Source organism: Streptomyces sp. Pv4-95, from assembly GCF_045782725.1.
In the GTDB taxonomy this organism is placed as follows: Bacteria; Actinomycetota; Actinomycetes; order Streptomycetales; family Streptomycetaceae; genus Streptomyces.
Genome location: NZ_CP127172.1, coordinates 339,899 through 358,306 on the forward strand (window position 1 = coordinate 339,899; position 18,408 = coordinate 358,306).

Below are 18,408 nucleotides of genomic sequence, written 5' to 3' on the forward strand. Positions count from 1 at the left end.
ACCCGGGACGAGTACGAGGTTCCACCCCGATCCCGCGCTTGGCCACCCCGGCGTTCACGTGTCGCGACGGGCACGAGGCCGTCGCGGCCCGGCAGACGTGACCGTCGCCCGCGACGCCGGCCGGCTGAAGTCTCCGGCGCTCCCGCCACAAGGCGGACATCGACGTTCACGACCGCCTTGTCGAACGCCCTGGCACCTGGGCAGCATGAGAGGTCGTGCCCGCCGGGCACGTAAGCCGAGAGGTACTGATGAAGCTGCTGCTGAGCTCGTGGTTTCTGACCCCGGACAGTCGGCCGCCGGTGCTGACCGACAACCTGGGCACCGGCAGGGCAGGCATCGTCTTGAACGCTCTGGATGAACATGGCCCCTCACGCACCCGCAACCTCGCCCGCGAGAGCCGCACCCTGGAGACGTTCGGCTACTCCTGCGAGGAGCTGGACCTGCGCGACTACTTCTCCGGCGCCGAGGGTCTCACCGATCGTCTGAACGGCCTCGACCTGGTCTGGGCTCTGGGCGGTAACGCGTTCGTTCTGGCCCGCGCCATGACGCGGTGCCGGTTCAGCGCTGCCCTCAAAAAGCAGGTGCATCGGCGTGAGTTCACCTACGGCGGCTACTCAGCAGGAGCATGCGTCACCGGACCGGACCTGGAGGGCATCGATCTCATGGACGACCCGACCGTGCTGCCCCACGGGTATTCGTCGACCACGGCGCCGGCATGCCTGGGTCTGGTCCCCTACCGAATCGTTCCTCACTGGCGATCCGAGCACCCCGAAGCGGAAGGCGCGGAACGAGCCGCCGCTGATCTCACCGACCGCGGATTGCCTCATCGATGTCTACGCGATGGGGAGACAATCACCATCCCTGATGTCAGCAAGGTGGTCCTCTGACCTGCACGTGCCTGTGCCTGTGCCTGTGCCTGAGTCTCGTTTGTCGGTCGTGCGAGGTGCGTGTTTTTCGGCGAGGTCTGTCGGTGGTGTGGTGGCCTTCGCCCAGCGGGCTACGAGATCGCGGAGCTGACCGCGGCGACACGACGGTCCAGGCGGTCGGCAGCAATATCGATGAGTTCGTAGCCGAAGGCGCGGTAGCTCTGCTCGTGGATCCTTTCGAAGGCCAATGACTCCTGGAAACTGATCCGGCGGGCACTGGTGGGCTCGCAGAAGCCCAGATTGCGGATGAAGAGCACCTGACGCTCATAGATCCGTCCGGTGGTGATGCGCTCGATCTCCGCAGTCAGTACTCGGGAAAACGGTAGCCCCAAATAGCGGGCGAGCGCGTGGGTGCAGACCGGAGATCGATCGAACACCTGGACGGAGTCCGTGGAGGAGGCTTCCAGCTGTCGTTGTTTTTGCAGATCAACGATGTCGTCGATGAACGACGCCCGAGTCCACGGCGCGTCCTCGCCCTGCGCCTGGGCCTGCGCGATGACCGCAGTCGCCGCCTCGTCGACGACCCTGTACCCAAGCTCGGCAAGGCAGCGCAGGATCGATGTCTTGCCCGCGCCCGGCGTACCGGTGAGAACGTACCGTCGCATGATCAGAAGCCTTTCGTGGATTGCGGGTGCAGCCCATCGGCACCCCGCCGGGCCTATTACGAAGGCATCGAGGCAGGGGCCTCCGGGATGGATGTGGGGGGTGTTCTTGCTGCGTTCTTGGTGTGCTCTCAGCAGGCCCTCGAACGGCTCAGGTGCCGGAGATGCCCGCATTACCCAGGGCGTAAAGCAGGGGCCTACAGCAAACTGATCACAGCTGTCCTGCTCAGCCTCACGCCGGCTCCCAGTACACCTGCTCACCGAGTTCTCGGCAACCGACCTGGTGTCCTTCTACGCCCACTTGAGCTGGCACGCGCGATTGCAGGACCGTGACCTGCTCTCCGTGCGGACCGTGACCGGGCGGCGCACCGTCGACCTCACTCGGCTCACCAAGGTCGGCCGGATCGAGGTGGTCGCCCAGGGACCCACCGACGACCGGCTGATCCTCACCGACGACCACGGCGTACGCGTCCTCCTCAACAAACTCAATGGCGGCCGCGACACCGTCGACGCAGCCGTGCGCAGAGCCCTGCTCCACAGCCCCGCCACGGCAGGCGTAACCGTGTCCGGGCGCGCCGCGGAACGTCTCGACCTGGAAGCTGAAGTGCGGCGCCCGAACGGCAGGTTCAAGGAGGGGCGCCGCATTCCGTTCACGCTCATCGGCTTCGCGCCGCTGCTGTCCGTGCCGCTGTACCTCCTGCTGGCGCTCGTTCTGACGCTCGGCGGATTCCAGCTCGCCGACATCTCCTGACCACAGGAAAATTCGGTGCCGTTTCAGCAAGCACTCCCCCACCCGCTCGTTCCTGCGCCCCTGCTCGCCTCCGGCGCAGCGGAGCACGCCGATGTGGTGGAGAGAGCCGGAGGACGCCGAAGGCGCATTGCAGGATGACCGACAATGCCGGGATGACTCGACCCAGAATCCGCGTCGCTGCGTACGTGATCCGGAATCGTGCCGTCCCCGAGCTACTTGTGTTCGACCATGTGGGCATGCCGGAGGCCGGCACCCAGGTCCCCGCGGGAGGAGTCGAATCGGGCGAAGAACTGGAAGCAGCGGTTCTCCGCGAGGTCGCCGAGGAGACGGGGCTGCTGACGGCCGCGGTGGTCCGGCGGATCGCCGTGGAGGACAAGCCCCACCCCGACACGGGACACCCGCGGCGCACCAGCTTCTTCTACGTACAGGCTCCCGCAGACACCCTCGATGCGTGGGAGCACCAGGTCCAGGGGGACGGAGAAGACGTCGGCCTCACCTTTGCCTGCCGGTTCCTCTCACTTCCCCTGAAGCAGCCACTGGCCGACGATCAAGACGCATGGCTGGGGAATCTCCTGCCGATCGTTGCCCCACAGGTGAGGCCCGGGCAATGATCCGCAGGACGCGACTGGGAGCGGGGCATCAGGCCATCGCGAACTCGGCGACGTACTCGTCGAAGGGCCCGATGCCGACTTCCGCCGGGCAGCCCTAGTCGCCGGTCGTGCCGTCGAGCATCTCGCGGAGGATGTCCAGGTGGCCGTTGTGGCGGGCTGTCTCCTCGGTGAGGTGAAGGAGGATCCAGCGCAGGTCGACGTGGAGACCGTCGCGGACCGCCCGCTCGGCCTGGTCGTCCAGGCCGTTCCCGGCAACCAGTTCGCGGTAGCGGGCGCTCTGTTCGGCGTATTCGTCGAGCAACTGCGTGAGCGGGAAGTCGACGGCGATACGCATCTCGCGGTCGGGGTCCTCCTCGGTCCAGGGACCGTGGTCTTCCTCGCCGAGGAAGACCACCTGGAACCAGTAGTACTCGACCCAGCGGAGGTGGTTGATCACTCCGCTCATGGTCATCAGAGGTGAGCCCGGCAGGAGCGCCTTGCGGGCGTTCTCGGCGGAGACGCCATCGCACTTGGCGCGGGCGGTGTCACGTGTGTAGTCGAGAAACGTGGTGAGCTGGGTGCGCTCGTCCCACGCGGGCGGCGTGTCGTCGATTCTGGTCATCGCGCGAAGCGTCCCCGATGACCGCGACCTCTGTCGAGGTATTTATCGACGGGCCCAGCCTGCTCCGCCTAGCCCCTTGTCGTCGGGGCGCTACAGCCAATCAGCGCCGGCAGGCCGGGCTGAGGAGCCGACCGGCACCCACGCCCTCTACCCCGATGACGTGGTGGTGATTACGGTTCCGGACGTGGCCAACTCATATGCGGGACTGGCGCGTTACTACGACCTCATCATGACCTCGGGGTACTACGACTACGACGCATTCACGCGGGCCCTGCTCGCGCGCATCGGTAACCGCAGGGCGCTACTGGAGCTGGGGGTGGGTACCGGGCTGGTCTGCGAGAAGCTGCTGGAACTCGGCCCGCCGGATCTGCGGATCACGGGAATCGACCACACGGAGAGCATGCTCGCCGTGGCACACGAGCGGCTCGGTGACCGGGTCCGTCTCCTTCCGCAGGACATCCTGGAGATGTCAGTCCCGCCGACCTTCGATGCGGCCTTCTCGGTCGGTGGCATCTGGTACGGAGTCCAGGACCAGGAGCACAGCTGGCTGGGCAGCCATCTCCCGGGTGAGGCCGAGGACCTCAAGGGTTTGACCAATCTGGCACATGCGCTGCCGCCCGGCGGGACGCTCCTGCTGACTCTCCAAGAGCAACACCGCTCCTACCGTCGGACACTGCCCGGCGGGCTTGTCTACGCCCAGGAGGTCGAGGACAAGGGCGATGGGCGGTTCGTCAAGGACTACAAGGTTCTGCGCGAAGGCGAGGTGATGGCGCACCAACGCTCCCCGTTCCGCCTCCGCACTCAACAGGAGGCCGACCGACTGCTGGAGGAGGCCGGATTCCGCTTCGCTTCCAGGAGCCCCGACAAGTTGCTGCTTGAGTACACCCGGCTCTGAGAGCCGTTCGGTCTCGATGGAGGACGGCGGCGGGTGTCCAGCAGTCGGCGAACGTCGCCCGACGCCGCCGGAAGGCCGGCGGGCTTCGACGGCGGGTCAGTCGGACAGCCGTAGCGGCAGCGACTTCAGACCGTTGATGAAGTTCGACACCAGCCGCTGGGGTGGAGCGGCGACCGCCAAGGTGGGCAGCAGATGGCATGTCTCCTCGTAGAGCGCCCGCAGTTGCAGCCGGGCGAAGTGCGCACCGAGGCAGGTGTGCGGGCCGTCGCCGAAGGAGACATGGGGGTTCGGGGCGCGGGTCAGGTCCAGCCGGTGCGGGGTGGCGAAGGCCCGCTCGTCGTAGTTGGCCGAGCCGTGGAAGACGACGACCTTGTCCCCGGCGCGGATGCGGCGGCCGGCCAGCTCGGTGTCGGACGCGGCGGTCCGGCGGAAGCTGAGCACCGGCGGATGCCAGCGCAGCAGTTCCTCCACACAGGTGGCACCGGGCACCGACCCCGCGCGCAGGCCGCGGTACGCCTCGGGGTGCTCGGCCAGTGCCAGCAGACCGCCCGGGGCGGCGCTGCGCACCGTGTCGTTGCCGGCGATGGTCAGCAGGAAGAAGAACATCTCCAGCTCGGGAGTGGGCAGTTCCTCATCCAGGGCGAGTACGGTCAGGACGTCGTCCCCGGGGTGCCGCCGCTTGTGGGCGGCCAGCTCCCGCGCGAAGTCGAACATGTCACGCAGCATCGCCGGGGAGCGTGGATTGACGGGCGGGGTGGGCGGCGCCTGCGACGGCAGTTCGGTGGCGGAGGCGGGCGGGGGCGTTCCTGCCTCGTCCGGGTCCTGGTAGCCGATGACGCGGCGGGTCCAGTCCAGAAGCAGCCCGCGGTCGGTGGCCGGGACGCCGAGCAGGTCGGCGAGGTTGAGCAGTGCGAACTCGTCGGTGACGGCGGTGACGACATCGACGACGCCGTCCCCGGAGCGTGCCGTGTCGGCGGCCGCCGCCAGCAGGCCGCGGGCCCGTTGGCGTACGGCGGCCGTGAAGCGTTCGATCCGGCGCGGGGTGAAGGCCCGGCTGACCAGGCGTCGCAGCCGGTTGTGGTCCGGGGGATCCTGATTGAGCATCATGCGCCGGATGAAGGGCAGGTCGGCGGGGTCGGGGTCGCGAATCTGGGTCGCGCCCAGGTGGGAGGAGAACGTGCGGGCATCCTTGAGGACGCGTACGACGTCTGCATGCCGGGTGACGGCCCAGAAGCCGGGCCCCGAGGGCCAGCCGAGTACTTCGTGCTCCTCCTGCCAGGCCACCGGGTGCCGGTCGCGCAACAGCCGGTAAGCGGTGTGCGGCAGCCCCTGCACGTAGCCGCGAGGGTCGAAAACGTTCGGCACCTCGGGGTCCGTGGCGGTCGCCGCGCCCGCCGCCTGTCCCGTCACCCGGCCGCCCCCGGCCCTCCGCCCCGCCCGGCGCCCTCGGCCTGTCCGTTACCGTCGTCGGCCCGCCCGGCGTCGTCCTCGCGCAGGAAGTCCTCCACCGTCCGGATCAGTTCCAGCGGCGTTTCGTCCATGGAGTAGTGGCCCGCCGAGGGCAGTTCGACGAGCTTGGCGTCGGTGTGCCACTGCATCCACGTCTGCCGCGCCAGGTCGGCATTCAGAGCCGGGTCCAGCGCGCCGGTCACCACCAGCGCCGGGGCCGACGAGCCCTCGATCTCGGTGTGGAACCCCTCCCTCGCCCATGAGTCCAGCCAAGCCCGGAACGCCTTCGGGTCGCTGCACGCCAGGGACCGCCGCACCATCCGGTCCAGCCATGCCGCAGGGCGGCTGCCGCCGGTGGTGATGTCGAGGATGGCCCGCCGGCTGTCCGGATCGTGCTCCGCGGAGGTGAACAGTTCCCACTGCTCGGGGGGCATGGGCAGCCCGGAGGCGGGGACGGGTGAGACGCCGGCGAGCCGGCGCACGCGGTGCGGCGCCGCGGCCACCACCCGCTGAATGACACTGCCGCCCATCGAATGCCCGATCAGCGAGAAGCGGTCCCAGCCCAGACGGTCGGCGAGGGCCAGCACATCGGCCGCCGCCTCCTGCGTGGTGTACGCACCGACCGCCCCCTTCGCCGCGCCGTAGCCCCGCAGATCGACCAGCGCGTACTGGAAGGCGTCCTGATCGAGGTCCGGCAGCAGGGCGTCGAAGGCGGACCGGTCGGCGAACCACCCGTGCACGGCGATGACCTTGTGCGGCCCCGACCCGTGCAGGCCATGAGGTAAGGCGAACGGAGTCACGCTCTCTCTCCCGACGTGAGACAAGGACGCGCAGGACCACCGCCGCGTCCGGTCACACATTGACGCGAACTCCCCCGCCCTGCAAGAGGACGCCTGCCCGGCGAGTCCCCGGCCTCGCGCACACCGGCGGGGCGCAAGGGTCGGCATCTGGCTGAGGGCCGGCGAGTCGCAGACCGCAAGCTCGCCGAGATCGAGCAATCGAGTTCGAGTAATGCCGCACCCAGAGCCTCGAACGCGACGCAGGCGGGCCGGGGGGATTCGACCGCACAGCTCCTCCCGTCAAGCGTTCTTGACGCGCAGGCATCCTCCACCCACTACGGTCTCCGGGTGACCGATCTTCAGACCTTGCGTGCCACTCGTGAGTCCTACGACGCCATCGCACCCACCTACGCGGAGCTGTTCAACGACTCCCTGCGCGACCGTCCCCTGGAACGCGCCCTGCTGAGCGCCTTCGCGGAGCTGGTGCGGACGAACGACGGCGGCGAGGTCGCAGACCTCGGCTGCGGGCCGGGGTACGTCACAGCTCACTTGCACGGGTTGGGTCTGAATGCCTTCGGTGTCGACGCCTCCCCCGTGATGGTCGAGCTCGCTCGCGAGGCGAACCCCGGGCTTCGCTTCGAGGTCGGCTCGATGGCCGCGCTGGACATCGAGGACGGCACGGTGGGCGGGGTGCTCTCGCGGTGGTCGGTCATCCATACCCCGCCGCAGGACGTGCCCGCCATCCTGGCCGAGATCGCCCGGATCCTGGCTCCCGGCGGGCATCTGCTGATCGACTTCCCCGCCACCGACGGCCCCCACCACGAGACACAGGCCTACGACCATGCGGTGGCGACGGCCTACCGCTGGTCCCCCGACCGTCTCGCCGCGCTCCTGCGCGACCACGGATTGGTGGAGTCCTCCCGCACGGTGATCGAGCCGAAGCCCACCGACCAGCGGCAGTTCCAAGAGGTCCAGCTCCTCGCCTGCAAGGCGTAGACCTCGATCACCTGACGACATCGGCGCGGATCGATGGGCCGGGGATCGGGCGGGGGTCGGGCGGGGTCAGCTGGGATCGGCTGGGTGAGGAGGAGCAGCCCGGCGAGCCACATGATCGCCCGGACAGCTCCTGGCTGAACCCGACCCTGCCGTCGGTCGCCTCGTCGGGGTAGGGCGGGATCACGGATCCTGCTTGACCCTCACGTTGCGTGAGGCTGGAGGGTCAGGTGCATGAGCGACTACTACAACGCGTTCGAGATGAGCCCCGTACCCACTCCCGGCCCGGAGGCGGTTCCGCCGGAGCCGTTCCATGGCATCTATGGAATGCCCGCGTTCGTGACGATCCCCACGAGCGATTTGGCGGCGTCGGTGGACTTCTGGATTCGTGGGCTCGGGTTCTTCGAGCTGTTCAGGATCCCCGAAGCGGTTGTGCACTTGCGCCGGTGGGCGTTCCAGGACGTCCTCCTCGTCCCGGCGGCGAGCGATCCGGAGCAGACACCAGCGATGAGCTTCAGTTTCGCGGGCGTGCTCAGCCAGGTCGATTCCCTTGTCGAGGACTGTCGTGCGTTGCGCCCCGACTCGGTCGACGGTCCACGGGACACTCCCTGGAACACCCGCGATGTGGTGGTGACCACCCCCGAGAACGCACGGATCATTTTCACCGCAGCGAAGCCCTTTGATCCGGCCAGTCAGGAGGCGCGGGACCTCGAAGCCGTCGGGATCACCCCACCGGGCGCCGAGCGCGGCGACAATGAGAAGCATGTCTGATGCCACTGGCGCCGATGGCCTGACCGTCGGTCAGGTCTCGGCGCGCCTCGGCGTGACGGTCCGCGCACTGCACCACTGGGATGAGATCGGCCTGGCGCGACCCTCGCTGCGCACGACTGCCGGATACCGGCTCTACACCGCTGGTGATCTGGAACGCCTGCACCGCATCGTCGTCTACCGCGAGATCGGTCTCGGCCTGGACAGGATCCAGGCCATCTTGGACGACTCGACCGTGGACGTACCCGGCGCCTTGCGCGCGCAGCGCGCCCAGGTCGCTGAGCGGATCGACCGCCTCCGGCAGCTCAGCGCCGGGCTGGACCGGATGATCGACGCCCACGAGCGTGGCCTGCTGCTGACCGCCGAGCAGCAGGCCGCGATCTTCGGCCCCCAGTGGAACCCGGACTGGCCCGCCCAAGCCCGTCAGCGCTTCGGAGACACGACGCAATGGCGGCAGTACGCCGAACTCTCGGCCTCTCGCAGTCCGGAGGATTGGCAGGACATCGCCGACGCCGTTGCCGGCCTCGACCGCGCGCTGGCAGATGCGATGGATGCCGGTGTCACACCTGGTAGCAGGGAAGCGAATCAACTCGTGGAGCGGCACCGCGAAGTCTTTGCTTCGTACTTTCCCCTCACCAGGCAGATGCAGGTCTGTCTCGGCCGTATGTACGAGGCCGATCCGGGGTTTGCTGCCCACTACGACGGCATCCGCGCCGGCCTTGCCACGTGGTTCCGTCGAATCATCGACGCGTGCGCGCACGCCCACGGCATCGACCCCGACACCGCGACCTGGCAGTAGGGCGCGGGGCCGGAATCCTCAACCCGTGGGAGCGTCCGACGCCCCACGAACCCGGACGTCTCCCACAACAAACGACGCCAGGAGGGCCATTTCGCTGACGGTCCGCTCCTGGGTACCGCCGCCTCCCCGGCCGGCATCGGATTCTCCGTAGCGTGAATCTGATGGCAACCGGCTCATCGATGCCGGCCACGCCAATGCAGGCGTGGCCGGCATCCCGTTGTTCCGCGACGGACAGCCGCCTCGCTTCTGCACCGGGCCGGCAAGACGCGGGGGCGACTCCCCGGAATCGTCGGCGGCCTGCCAGGTCGCCGGCCGGATCCTCGACATGCAGGTGCTCCGCTCCCCGACCTTGGGGGCCCGTTGCACGATGACCGTCGCCGCCGCCCGGGCTCCAGTCCTGCGCACCCCGGTTTCGGCCGAAGGCGTAGGCGTCCTTCCGGTTCGGGTCCTTGGCGGTTCCGCGCGCAGCAATTCCGTGGTGGAGGTCGTCACCGACGACATGCCCTTCCTGGTCGACTCGGTCACCAACGAGCTCTCCCGCCAGGGCCGCGGCATCCACCTGGTGATCCACCCGCAGGTGATCGTCCGCCGCGATGTCGCCGGCAAGCTCATCGAGGTCTACGACTCCACCTGCGAGGCGCACGGCAACACCGGCAAGGGCAAGGCGGCCGAGCTGCCGCACGACGCGGTCACCGAGTCGTGGATCCATGTCGAGATCGACCGGGAGACCGACCGCGAGGACCTCCAGCAGATCACCGCCGATCTGCTGCGGGTGCTGTCCGACGTCCGCGAGTCCGTCGAGGACTGGGAGAAGATGCGCGGCGCCGCGCTGCGCATCGCCGACGAGCTGCCCTCCGAGCCGACCGCCGACGACCTGCGCGACCAGGAGATCGACGAGGCCCGCGAGCTGCTGCGCTGGCTGTCCGCCGACCACTTCACCTTCCTGGGCTACCGCGAGTACGAGCCGGCCTCCGCGCCCAGTGAGGGCGGCACCGATGCAAGCGGCTCGTCGCCGAGCCCACAACGGCCGCGAGCTGCACAGACCTTGAGAGCCACCTGCGCGACACGCGCTGCGCCCGTTCACGCTCCGGCCCGCCGGGGGCTTTCGCGTGCCGCTCGACCATGACTCCATGACGTTCTCCACCGACGAGCCCGGGATGGTGACGGTAGGGCGCGGAGATTTCTGCCGTAGACCAGGAAATGCGCAGGTGGGACGGACAGATCGCTCGTCGGCACCGTCGTTGACCAGACTCGGTGAGGTAAAAGGGCGGTCTCGGCATGCCTGGCGGATGCCCCAGGAGCCTCCCACGGCACGGGAGTTGGCAGCGACTCTCCAGGCGCTCGATACCATCAGTCACAACGCGAAAGAGAGCCCGCTACCTCGCGCCAGGCTTCCTACGGCCACTGGTTCGAGGGGGCTCTCTACGCGGCGCACCACCCATCAGGACCGCTAAGACCCGATTTCTGGAGGCACACCCATGGAAAATGACGGTACCACCCTGCCCCGGGACGGCACCGGCAAGCGCCGGGCACGCCGCCGGCGCATGCGCCACCCCCGTGGACAGCGCTCGCGTCCCAGCCCGATGTGGCAGGAGCCGGTACGCGGCGCCCTGTACGCCGCGGGCAGCGGCCTCATCGCCCTGGCCGTGGCCTGGGTCCAGAGCCGCATGTGACACCCGCCGGCTGAGCGGCGCGGCGCCCGCACCCGCACCCGGCCCGGGGTGCAGGGCGCCGCGCCGCTGCCGCACCAATGGAACAGGTATCAGAGCACGCGGCGAGGCGTCTCGGCACGGTAGGTGCCGTCTTTACCGTCCGGGCGATGCACAGCAGTTGGGCCCTGCAGCGCCCCCCGTTCTACGTGGGCCCGCGCCGCCGGGCGTGAGGGCGGTGCTACGGCAGTGCGGGACTGGGCTCAAGCCCCCACGTATTCCGCAGGACTTCGGCAGGGCTTCCACAGGGCGGGACCGCGCTCGGGCTCCGGCCGGCCAACCGGCCATCAGGCACGACAGCGCAGCATCTCCAGCGGCGGCTTCGCCAGGAGGTCCGCCCAGAAGTCCTCGCCGAACTCACTGATGCCCGCTTCGGACACGTGCAGCGCAACCCACTCCACGTCACTGAACCCGGCCGCCCGCAGACAGTCCTCGTAGACCTCGCGACGTGGGGCGGTGGCGATGATGCTGATCGGCTGCGGGTCGAGGAGAGCCGTGACCCGCGCCTGCGGACCCGTCTCACTCTCTTCACCGGTGGGCTCGCAGCGGAACCCGTACTTGTCCAGGGAGGGGCAGTCGAATCGGTAGTCGGGCTTCTGGGCGAGCACGAAGAACTCTCCACCCGGCACCAAGCTCCGGTGGATGTTGCGGCACATCCGCTCCATCCCCGCGATGTCCTCGGCGTAATTGAGGCACTGCACTCCCGCCGCGACGTCGAAGCGGGTGTCGAGAGACGGCAGTTCGGCCACGTCACCGACCTCGTAGCGCAAGCCCAACGGGTCACGCTGCTCGATCTCGCGCGCGGCGGCGATCATCTCGACGGAGATGTCGACACCGAGGACGTCCGTGGCACCGCGGCGCTTGAACTCCCTGCTGTAGAAACCCGTTCCGCATGCCACATCGAGAACCGACTTGCCGCTCACATCCCCGACCATGCCCAGGAAGCTCGGCACTTCCCCGTAACGCGTCAGCGGCAAGGACTTGAAACCCTCGAACGCCTCACCGATCTCGTCATACTGCTGCACGCTCACGTGCCGCCCCCTTCTGTACGTCATCCGGTACGTGGCCACGCCGGCACTCCGAGTGCAGAGGTTCGCCGGACCGCGGCCGTGGCAGAGAGTCTGCTCCGACCCCGCCTGGCCGCCGTACTGGCAGATGGCACAAAGAAGTTGGCCGGGCGATCCTCCTATCGCCCAACACCCGGACGCCTCGGATCGGGCCGAAACGCCAGAGGACGAGGGCAGTAGTCGATGGTCGTCAGTCCGGTGAGACCGGGGTGGGGCGGTTGGCCCGCCGAACGCTGCTGTGGCACTCGTCTTGAGCTACCCCAGCCCCTGCGGCAATGCCTGGTCATGCCCACCCCAGGGGCTGCCGGACAGCAGCCGGAGGGCAAGCCGTGGAGCTGCTGCTGCTCCTTCGACCAAGAGAGCGTTACTGTCGCCCGGCGCTCCGGGCGGCCGAAGTCCGCCGCCACTGCTCCATGACCTTCTGGAGGGACTCGCTCACCAGGAGAAGAAAATCGGCGGAGGACTCGAAACGGGCACCGGCCGGAGTTGCGGCCCCGAGAATCTCGGTTGCGTGCCGGGATGCGGCCACCAGGGCGTCGTTCATCCGCAGAGCTGCCAGGGTCGACCGGAGCCAGATCTCATCGTCGATGACATACCGTTCGCGGCGCCCGCCGGGAGACCGCTCCCGCCAGAGCATTCCCTGCTGTTCGAGGAACGTGACGGCGTGCGAGACGGACGCGGGGCTGATGCGAAGCCGCTGGACCAGGTCGGCGGCGGTGAGGGTGCCGGAGTCGCTGATCAGCAGGCAGGCCAGCACTCTGGCCATCATCCGCGGCAGCCCCTGCTGTTCGAGGAGAGCGGTGAAGGACTCCGTGAAGTCATGGACCGCTTGAGGGTCTCGCCCATGGCCGCTGTCAAGGACCGGCGGCGCCGGAGGCTGAGCCTGCTTCTGCCGGCGCGCACGCCGCCGTGTGGCCTCCTCCGCCCGGTCCGCGCTGTAATCATCCGGCCCGCCGTTGCGGGTGACCTCCCGCATGACGGTCGAGGCGGGACGCCCAAGGCGCTGACCGATCTCCGTGTATCCGAGCCCCTCGGCCAACCCCGCGGCAATGTGCCGGCGGTCCTCATTGGTGAGTCTGCCTCCGGGCATCGGTGCTCATCTCCCATCTGTCGACATGCGAGGGGTCCGACACCCCTGCACCCCGCTGCGCAGTATGCATTCACACGAACCCCATTGCAATGCGAGCCCTGGCCATCCTCCATTGCATTCGGCGCCATAGCCATTGCAATACCAGCTCGACATCGCCCAGTTGAGCGCCAGAGAGAGCCTTCGACCTGTTGCCCAAATCGTAAACGCAATGTAGGTTCGCAGTCGTTCAGTGATTCCCGAACGCTTGCGAGTGCCAGCGGCAGCGCGGAGGGAGTCCCATGACCAAGCTCCAGCTCACCGAGGCCATGCGCGCCACGCCGGGACGGGTCGCGCAGATCGAACTGCACGCAAGGAGATCATGATGGGACAGACCAACGGCGGCTTCTCCAAGGCAGGGCTGCACCGAGTGCGCGACGTGCTCGCACGGCATGTCGAGTCCGGGAAGATCCCCGGGCTCGTGGCCCTGGTCAGCCGGGGAGACGAGACGCACGTCGAGGCGATCGGGACGATGCGCCATGACGGTGGCGCGCCAATGCGCCGGGACACGATCTTCCGGATGGCGTCCACCTCCAAGCCGGTCGCAATGGCACCGGTGATGGTCCTGCTCGACGAATGCAGGGTGCGGCTGGACGACCCGGTGGAGCAGTGGCTGCCCGAACTCGCCGACCGTCAGGTGCTCCAGCGGATCGACGGCCCGCTGGACGACACCGTGCCCGCCCGGCGGCCGATCACCGTACGGGACCTGCTGACCTCCACGTTCGGTCTCGGCATAGATCTGACGGCCATGGGCTCTCCGATCATGAACGCGATCTTCGAACGGGGCATCTTCAGCCAGGGCGTGGAGCCGCTGCCCGAGCCGGACGAGTGGATGCGCCGCCTGGGCACGCTGCCGCTGATGCGTCAGCCCGGGGAGCACTGGCACTACCACCTCAGCCATGACGTGCTCGGCGTGCTCGTCGCGAGGGTCACGGGCCGGCCGTTCGAGACGTTCCTGCGCGAGCGCATCCTCGATCCGCTGGGGATGAAGGACACCGGATTCCACGTGCCCGGCGAAAAGATCGACCGGCTCCCGCCCTGCTACGCCCCCAACCCCCAGACCGGAGAGTTCACCGTGTGGGACGAGGCGGTGGGCGGACAGTACAGCGCGCCTCCGGCCTTCCAAGCAGGAGGCGGCGGCCTCGTCTCCACCGTCGACGACTACCACGCCTACTTCCGCATGCTGCTGAACCAAGGGACGCACGGAACCGAACGCATCCTGTCCCGACCCGCCGTTCAGCTGATGACCACCAACCGCCTCACGCCCGAGCAGGAGACCGCCCGATCGGCCCTGGCCCGCAACTCCGTCCATGTCTCCTTCGGCCAGGGGCAGCAGGGCGGCTGGGGCTTCGGGATGGCGGTGCGCACCTACCGCGGCGACTACGCTCCCCTCGGCCAGTTCGGCTGGGACGGCGGAACCGGCACCACGACGTACGCCGACCCAAACAACCAGCTCACCGGAATCCTGCTCACCCAGGTCGGGTTGACCACTCCGGCTCCGGCGCGCCTCATCCACGACTTCTGGACCACGCTCTACCAGGCGATCGACAGCTGAAGCCCGAGCCCGCGCCCTGCAACGCCCCTGGTACGCCCTGGAGTCCGAACCGTCGACGTTGCCGCGAGGTTCGGCTCCAGGTCACCTCAGAAGATCGGTGTGCCCGCCCCGATATGTGCGGAGGGTTTCGGGGCGGGGCTGCGGGGCCCGCCTGTCCCTCGACCCGCGCCCGCACTCGACGGATACGGCTCCACATCACAGACTCGGACCACCAAGGGGCACGTCCACCACGCACCACGGAGGAAGAGACAGTGAAGCGCATCGGCGTCATCGGAGTGGGCGAGATCGGCCGGGCCCTCGTGACGGGTCTGTTCGACGGGGACGACGAGTCGCCACAGGTGTTCCTCTCCCCTCGGGGAGCCCGCACGGCCGCGGAGCTGTCCTCACGCTACGAAGGCGTAGCGGTGTGCGCCGACAACCAGGAGGTGGTGGACCGCTCCGAGGTGGTGTTCATCGCCGTACGCCGCGAAGACCGGCACGAAGCGCTCGCCGGATTGAGGGTGAACGACGACAAGATCGTGGTCAACGTGATGGCCGGCGTCGGCAACGACGACCTGCGCCGGACGCTGGCCACCGATGCCCCGCTGGTACGGGCCATCCCGCTGCCCGCCATACGCGAACGCCGCTCCGTCACGGTGACGTACCCGTCGCACCCGGCAGTGGATGCTCTCTTCGAGCACTTGGGCGGCGTGCTCCCGGTCGCGGACGAGGCGGCCTTCAACGTCTTCTCCACGCTGACGGGGACGCTGACCACCCACTACTGGTACCTCGCCACCCTCACATCGTGGGCCACCGACCACGGCATCCCTGCCGACGACGCGGACAGTTACATTCGCAGCCTCTTCCAGGGGGTGGGGCGCGCCCTGAGCGACGAGACCCGCTCCCTGCACCAGCTCGCCGCCGACCACGAGGCCCCCAACGGCAACAACGAACGCATCCGCACCACATGGTTCGACCCGGCCAACTCCGAAGCCCTCAACAAGGCCCTCGATGCCCTCCTCGCCAACCTGAAGTAGCCCGGCAGCTCACGGCCACCCGCCAGGTGGTGACCTCCGGCCGACATTGCGGTCGGTTGCGTTCACCCCTGAGGCGCGCCCCGGTACGCAGGCAAGAGTTATCAGCGCGAGCTGGCCTAAATCATTCGGTGTCGAGCAGAATGCGGGGCATGACGGAGGACGCGTGCAAGGAAGACGTCATCGAAACCGCATGGCAGAAGTTGCTCACCACTCATCGAGTGGACGGCCGGCTGCTACGCGCCGCCTACGCCGAGCCCCGACTACGGCAGCTGTTCCCCTGGGTCGGCATGGGCGAGTTGCACTTCAGCCGGTGCACGGAGCTGCGGTGGACCTGGGATGTCCCGTTCATCGCCCCGATCATGGGCGGCGGCTTCCTCGTCAGCGGGCCCTCACGGTCCCAGAGCGTCGGCCCCGCCCCCACCGCGGAGGCGGCCATCGCCATGGTGGTCGAACGACTCCCGACGGGCTGCGGTCGCGCGTTCGTCGGCACGCCCGAGCAACTGGCCGAAAAGGAACAGCCGGAGTAACAGCTCCTGCAGACGTCAAGCCGTAGGAGCCGGGTCAGGGCAGGCGGCAGGGGTGCGGGGCCTGCCCACCGCTGTCGCACCTGGGCCCGGGCGCCCGGCGAGGCTCCGTCTGGGGATCGTCCCCACTCAGCCTGCCGCCGGGCGCCTCCTCTGCGGCCGATGGCTACCCCGTCGGTTACCGGTTCGGCATCCGCGAGCTCCAGCGGCGCTGCGGCAGCAGCCAGCCGGCTCGGCGCCCAGCCCATCAGCGTGGGCCCCTTGAGACCCGCCCCCTGCACCACACGACATGTCCCGGCAAATCCGTTCCCGAACCCGATCTCAAGTCGGTCTGACCGCGGCTCGGCGGAGGCTCCAGGCACGTCGGTATTCGCCCAGGAGCAGGGCGATCATCGTGGGCACGGGTGGGCGAGCGGGGCCGGCGAGCAGCGCCGCGCCCTTGCCTATTGCGGCGTCAGCAGTGCGTTCTTCCACTGCTATCAATGTTCTGGCCAGGGGGCGGTGCGCGGGCGGGACAAGCTGCGTGATGACTCGGCTGGAGGCGAGGGTACGTCGGGCCTGCCCGAGGAGCTCGTGCAGCAGAGCGCGTACCTCTGCGGTGTCCCGCCCATGCTCCAGATCCGTGCGGGTCACTCCGTGGCGCTCCATTGCATCCAGCGGAATGGCCAGCCGCCCGTCGCCGAGGTCTTCACTCAAGTCGTTGACGAAGTCGAGTCGCTGGCTGCCGTCGATGTAGCTGCGGCATGCGCTGCGGTAATCGTCGGGGTCTGCCGTCGGGGCCAGGAGGCCGGCGATGACCATGAACGCGGGGAGCGAGTACCGGTCGATGTAGCGCTGGTAGTCGGCCTCTGTGGCGAAGCCTGTGAAGTTGAGGTCCGTGCGAGCACCGTCGAGGAATTCCTCGACATGGGATGCGAGGCAGGGGTGTGCGCGCACGGCGTGCAGCAGAGGCCGGATCAGAGGGTGGGTGCTGTGCCCCGTCCCCAAGGCTTCACGGACTTCCTCATTCCAGCGGTCGAAGGCGCCCGAGCGCGCCCGGCGGGGCCCGGAGTCGAGCAGATTGTCCGTGTGGTGCATGAACGCCGTCGCAACGACGACGTGCGGAACAAGGGCGCTGGGAAGAAGCAGGCGGGTTGCAACATAGTGCTGGGGTCTGTACCGCCGGACCAGCTTGCGCTGCCGAGTGAAGTCGCTGCGCAGGTGCGGGGAGCGGATTTCTGCGGCATCGAGAACTCTGTTCCACGTACTCACTGGCGGTGCCTTCGTCGTCGCGGGGGCCGCGCGCTGCGATCTGCGCACGCGCCCGAGGTCGACATCATCATCACATTCCCGTGACAGGGCCCTGTCACGGGGCTGAAGCTCAGTTGCGGCGGCTGACTGAGGCGATCGCTGACCGGTGGCCTGAAGCCCCTCCGTACGGCGGCAAGTTCACCGAGGTCGTCCCTCACCTGACCATCGCTGACGGTCCGGATGTTGCTGTCCTGGAAGAGATTGAGGCCGATCTTCTCAGCAGGCTTCCCTTCACGGCCCGTGTCCCGTCAGTGGACCTAGTGGTGCATGACGGCGCGAAGTGGCAAGAGCGGGCATCTTCACACAATGGTTGTGACGTACTGATCCGACGACAGCTGGAACACCCGTACTCGCCGACCGCAGGTGGGATTGACGGTCTCGCGGACCGGATGCATCCGCAGTTTCGTCATGATGCGTTCGGAGGCGTCGTTGCCCACTTGAGTGATGCTGACGATCCGCTCCAGCCCTCGCTCCTCGAACCCGAACCGTACAGCGGCCGCAGCGGCCTCGGTGGCCAAGCCCTGCCCCCAGTGGGAACGCCCCAGCCGCCAACCGACCTCAACCGCCGGCAGTACCTCCGGCAAGTAGTTGGGAACCGAAAGGCCGGTGAACCCGGCCAGCTCCCCGGTGGACCGGATCTCCACGGCGAACAGGCCGAAGCCCTGTGACTCCCACTCGCTCTCCCATGCCTGGACCCGGCCGCGAGTCTGCTGTTCGTCGAGGACGCTGCCGTCACGGATCCACCGCATGACCTCGGGGTCGGCATTGACGGCAGCCATGGGCGCAACGTCTTCCTCGCGCCAGCGACGCAGGATCAATCGGGGTGTTTCCAGCGTGACCATCCCATCATTCTCGATCACAAATGGACTCTCCGTCATCCTCACCAGGCACCTTCGATACACGCCCTGGGCCCCTCGGATATTGAGCGTAGGGGCAAAGGAGAGTTG

The 18,408-nt window shown here is 68.2% G+C and carries 19 protein-coding genes and 2 pseudogenes; 13 read left to right on the forward strand and 8 right to left on the reverse strand.

Annotated elements, in window-relative coordinates:
- Positions 1-248 precede the first annotated feature (248 nt).
- Entirely contained in the window at positions 249-887 is a 639-nt protein-coding gene (locus QOM21_RS01600) for a Type 1 glutamine amidotransferase-like domain-containing protein (protein ID WP_407547682.1), read from the forward strand.
- A gap of 110 nt (positions 888-997) precedes the next feature.
- Here the strand turns inward: QOM21_RS01600 and QOM21_RS01605 are convergent, their stop codons facing one another.
- On the reverse strand, positions 998-1,531 hold the full coding sequence (locus tag QOM21_RS01605) for an ATP-binding protein (protein WP_407547683.1): 534 nt from the start codon (positions 1,529-1,531) through the stop codon (positions 998-1,000).
- Positions 1,532-1,811: 280 nt separating this feature from the next.
- On the opposite strand from QOM21_RS01605, the gene QOM21_RS01610 reads away from it, so the two are divergent.
- Positions 1,812-2,279, forward strand: coding sequence for a hypothetical protein (locus QOM21_RS01610; protein WP_407547684.1), 468 nt, complete (start codon positions 1,812-1,814; stop codon positions 2,277-2,279).
- Positions 2,280-2,431: 152 nt separating this feature from the next.
- The gene (locus QOM21_RS01615; protein WP_407555551.1) at positions 2,432-2,890 is read left to right on the forward strand and encodes an NUDIX hydrolase; all 459 of its coding nucleotides are present in this window, start codon (positions 2,432-2,434) and stop codon (positions 2,888-2,890) included.
- Between the two features lie 94 nt (positions 2,891-2,984).
- Here the strand turns inward: QOM21_RS01615 and QOM21_RS01620 are convergent, their stop codons facing one another.
- On the reverse strand, positions 2,985-3,491 hold the full coding sequence (locus QOM21_RS01620) for a DinB family protein (protein WP_407547685.1): 507 nt from the start codon (positions 3,489-3,491) through the stop codon (positions 2,985-2,987).
- A 184-nt stretch (positions 3,492-3,675) separates the two neighbouring features.
- On the opposite strand from QOM21_RS01620, the gene QOM21_RS01625 reads away from it, so the two are divergent.
- A complete protein-coding gene (locus tag QOM21_RS01625; RefSeq protein WP_407547686.1) occupies positions 3,676-4,386 on the forward strand; it encodes a class I SAM-dependent DNA methyltransferase in 711 nt (236 codons plus the stop codon).
- Between the two features lie 96 nt (positions 4,387-4,482).
- Here QOM21_RS01625 and QOM21_RS01630 read toward each other — a convergent pair whose 3' ends face one another.
- Both QOM21_RS01630 and QOM21_RS01635 read right to left on the reverse strand, forming a co-directional pair.
- On the reverse strand, positions 4,483-5,796 hold the full coding sequence (locus tag QOM21_RS01630; protein ID WP_407547687.1) for a cytochrome P450: 1,314 nt from the start codon (positions 5,794-5,796) through the stop codon (positions 4,483-4,485).
- Positions 5,793-6,635 carry an alpha/beta fold hydrolase gene (locus QOM21_RS01635; RefSeq protein ID WP_407547688.1) on the reverse strand — a complete coding sequence of 281 codons (843 nt, stop codon included), beginning with the start codon at positions 6,633-6,635 and terminating at the stop codon, positions 5,793-5,795. Before QOM21_RS01635 ends, QOM21_RS01630 begins: the two co-directional genes overlap by 4 nt.
- A gap of 327 nt (positions 6,636-6,962) precedes the next feature.
- On the opposite strand from QOM21_RS01635, the gene QOM21_RS01640 reads away from it, so the two are divergent.
- From QOM21_RS01640 to QOM21_RS01660, 5 genes and pseudogenes are all read left to right on the forward strand, one after another.
- Positions 6,963-7,610: a class I SAM-dependent DNA methyltransferase gene (locus QOM21_RS01640; protein ID WP_407547689.1), complete on the forward strand. Its 648-nt coding sequence runs from the start codon at positions 6,963-6,965 to the stop codon at positions 7,608-7,610.
- Between the two features lie 231 nt (positions 7,611-7,841).
- Complete coding sequence (locus QOM21_RS01645; RefSeq protein ID WP_407547690.1) at positions 7,842-8,378, forward strand: VOC family protein; 537 nt, start codon at positions 7,842-7,844, stop codon at positions 8,376-8,378.
- The gene (locus QOM21_RS01650) at positions 8,371-9,174 is read left to right on the forward strand and encodes a MerR family transcriptional regulator (protein WP_407547691.1); all 804 of its coding nucleotides are present in this window, start codon (positions 8,371-8,373) and stop codon (positions 9,172-9,174) included. Before QOM21_RS01645 ends, QOM21_RS01650 begins: the two co-directional genes overlap by 8 nt.
- Before the next feature lie 466 nt (positions 9,175-9,640).
- Positions 9,641-10,165, forward strand: a pseudogene (locus tag QOM21_RS01655) (NAD-glutamate dehydrogenase); the annotation flags it as partial.
- 487 nt (positions 10,166-10,652) lie between these two features.
- Positions 10,653-10,847 (forward strand): hypothetical protein, encoded by a 195-nt coding sequence (locus QOM21_RS01660; protein ID WP_407547692.1) that lies wholly within the window; start codon positions 10,653-10,655, stop codon positions 10,845-10,847.
- A 323-nt stretch (positions 10,848-11,170) separates the two neighbouring features.
- Here the strand turns inward: QOM21_RS01660 and QOM21_RS01665 are convergent, their stop codons facing one another.
- Both QOM21_RS01665 and QOM21_RS01670 read right to left on the reverse strand, forming a co-directional pair.
- A complete protein-coding gene (locus QOM21_RS01665; RefSeq protein ID WP_407547693.1) occupies positions 11,171-11,914 on the reverse strand; it encodes a class I SAM-dependent methyltransferase in 744 nt (247 codons plus the stop codon).
- A gap of 400 nt (positions 11,915-12,314) precedes the next feature.
- Positions 12,315-13,040: a helix-turn-helix domain-containing protein gene (locus QOM21_RS01670; protein WP_407547694.1), complete on the reverse strand. Its 726-nt coding sequence runs from the start codon at positions 13,038-13,040 to the stop codon at positions 12,315-12,317.
- Between the two features lie 361 nt (positions 13,041-13,401).
- On the opposite strand from QOM21_RS01670, the gene QOM21_RS01675 reads away from it, so the two are divergent.
- From QOM21_RS01675 to QOM21_RS01685, 3 genes are all read left to right on the forward strand, one after another.
- Positions 13,402-14,631 (forward strand): serine hydrolase domain-containing protein, encoded by a 1,230-nt coding sequence (locus tag QOM21_RS01675; protein WP_407555552.1) that lies wholly within the window; start codon positions 13,402-13,404, stop codon positions 14,629-14,631.
- A gap of 251 nt (positions 14,632-14,882) precedes the next feature.
- Positions 14,883-15,647 (forward strand): NAD(P)-binding domain-containing protein, encoded by a 765-nt coding sequence (locus QOM21_RS01680; protein WP_407547695.1) that lies wholly within the window; start codon positions 14,883-14,885, stop codon positions 15,645-15,647.
- 149 nt (positions 15,648-15,796) lie between these two features.
- Complete coding sequence (locus QOM21_RS01685) at positions 15,797-16,174, forward strand: DUF6193 family natural product biosynthesis protein (RefSeq protein WP_407547696.1); 378 nt, start codon at positions 15,797-15,799, stop codon at positions 16,172-16,174.
- A 318-nt stretch (positions 16,175-16,492) separates the two neighbouring features.
- Here the strand turns inward: QOM21_RS01685 and QOM21_RS01690 are convergent, their stop codons facing one another.
- Positions 16,493-17,422, reverse strand: a complete 930-nt coding sequence (locus QOM21_RS01690; RefSeq protein WP_407547697.1) for a phytoene/squalene synthase family protein — start codon at positions 17,420-17,422, stop codon at positions 16,493-16,495.
- A gap of 80 nt (positions 17,423-17,502) precedes the next feature.
- On the opposite strand from QOM21_RS01690, the pseudogene QOM21_RS01695 reads away from it, so the two are divergent.
- Positions 17,503-17,724 (forward strand): annotated as a pseudogene (locus tag QOM21_RS01695) (2'-5' RNA ligase family protein); the annotation flags it as partial.
- 36 nt (positions 17,725-17,760) lie between these two features.
- Here QOM21_RS01695 and QOM21_RS01700 read toward each other — a convergent pair.
- A complete protein-coding gene (locus QOM21_RS01700) occupies positions 17,761-18,303 on the reverse strand; it encodes a GNAT family N-acetyltransferase (protein ID WP_407555553.1) in 543 nt (180 codons plus the stop codon).
- Between the last annotated feature and the right edge of the window lie 105 nt (positions 18,304-18,408).

Excerpts from the sequence above, each read along its gene's own strand:
- QOM21_RS01600 (WP_407547682.1), top strand. The coding sequence starts at position 249 with ATGAAGCTGCTGCTGAGCTCGTGGTTTCTGACCCCGGACAGTCGGCCG.
- QOM21_RS01605 (WP_407547683.1), bottom strand. The coding sequence starts at position 1,531 with ATGCGACGGTACGTTCTCACCGGTACGCCGGGCGCGGGCAAGACATCG.
- QOM21_RS01615 (WP_407555551.1), top strand. The coding sequence starts at position 2,432 with ATGACTCGACCCAGAATCCGCGTCGCTGCGTACGTGATCCGGAATCGT.
- QOM21_RS01620 (WP_407547685.1), bottom strand. The coding sequence starts at position 3,491 with ATGACCAGAATCGACGACACGCCGCCCGCGTGGGACGAGCGCACCCAG.
- QOM21_RS01645 (WP_407547690.1), top strand. The coding sequence starts at position 7,842 with ATGAGCGACTACTACAACGCGTTCGAGATGAGCCCCGTACCCACTCCC.
- QOM21_RS01650 (WP_407547691.1), top strand. The coding sequence starts at position 8,371 with ATGTCTGATGCCACTGGCGCCGATGGCCTGACCGTCGGTCAGGTCTCG.
- QOM21_RS01660 (WP_407547692.1), top strand. The coding sequence starts at position 10,653 with ATGGAAAATGACGGTACCACCCTGCCCCGGGACGGCACCGGCAAGCGC.
- QOM21_RS01670 (WP_407547694.1), bottom strand. The coding sequence starts at position 13,040 with ATGCCCGGAGGCAGACTCACCAATGAGGACCGCCGGCACATTGCCGCG.
- QOM21_RS01675 (WP_407555552.1), top strand. The coding sequence starts at position 13,402 with ATGGGACAGACCAACGGCGGCTTCTCCAAGGCAGGGCTGCACCGAGTG.
- QOM21_RS01685 (WP_407547696.1), top strand. The coding sequence starts at position 15,797 with ATGACGGAGGACGCGTGCAAGGAAGACGTCATCGAAACCGCATGGCAG.
- QOM21_RS01700 (WP_407555553.1), bottom strand. The coding sequence starts at position 18,303 with ATGGTCACGCTGGAAACACCCCGATTGATCCTGCGTCGCTGGCGCGAG.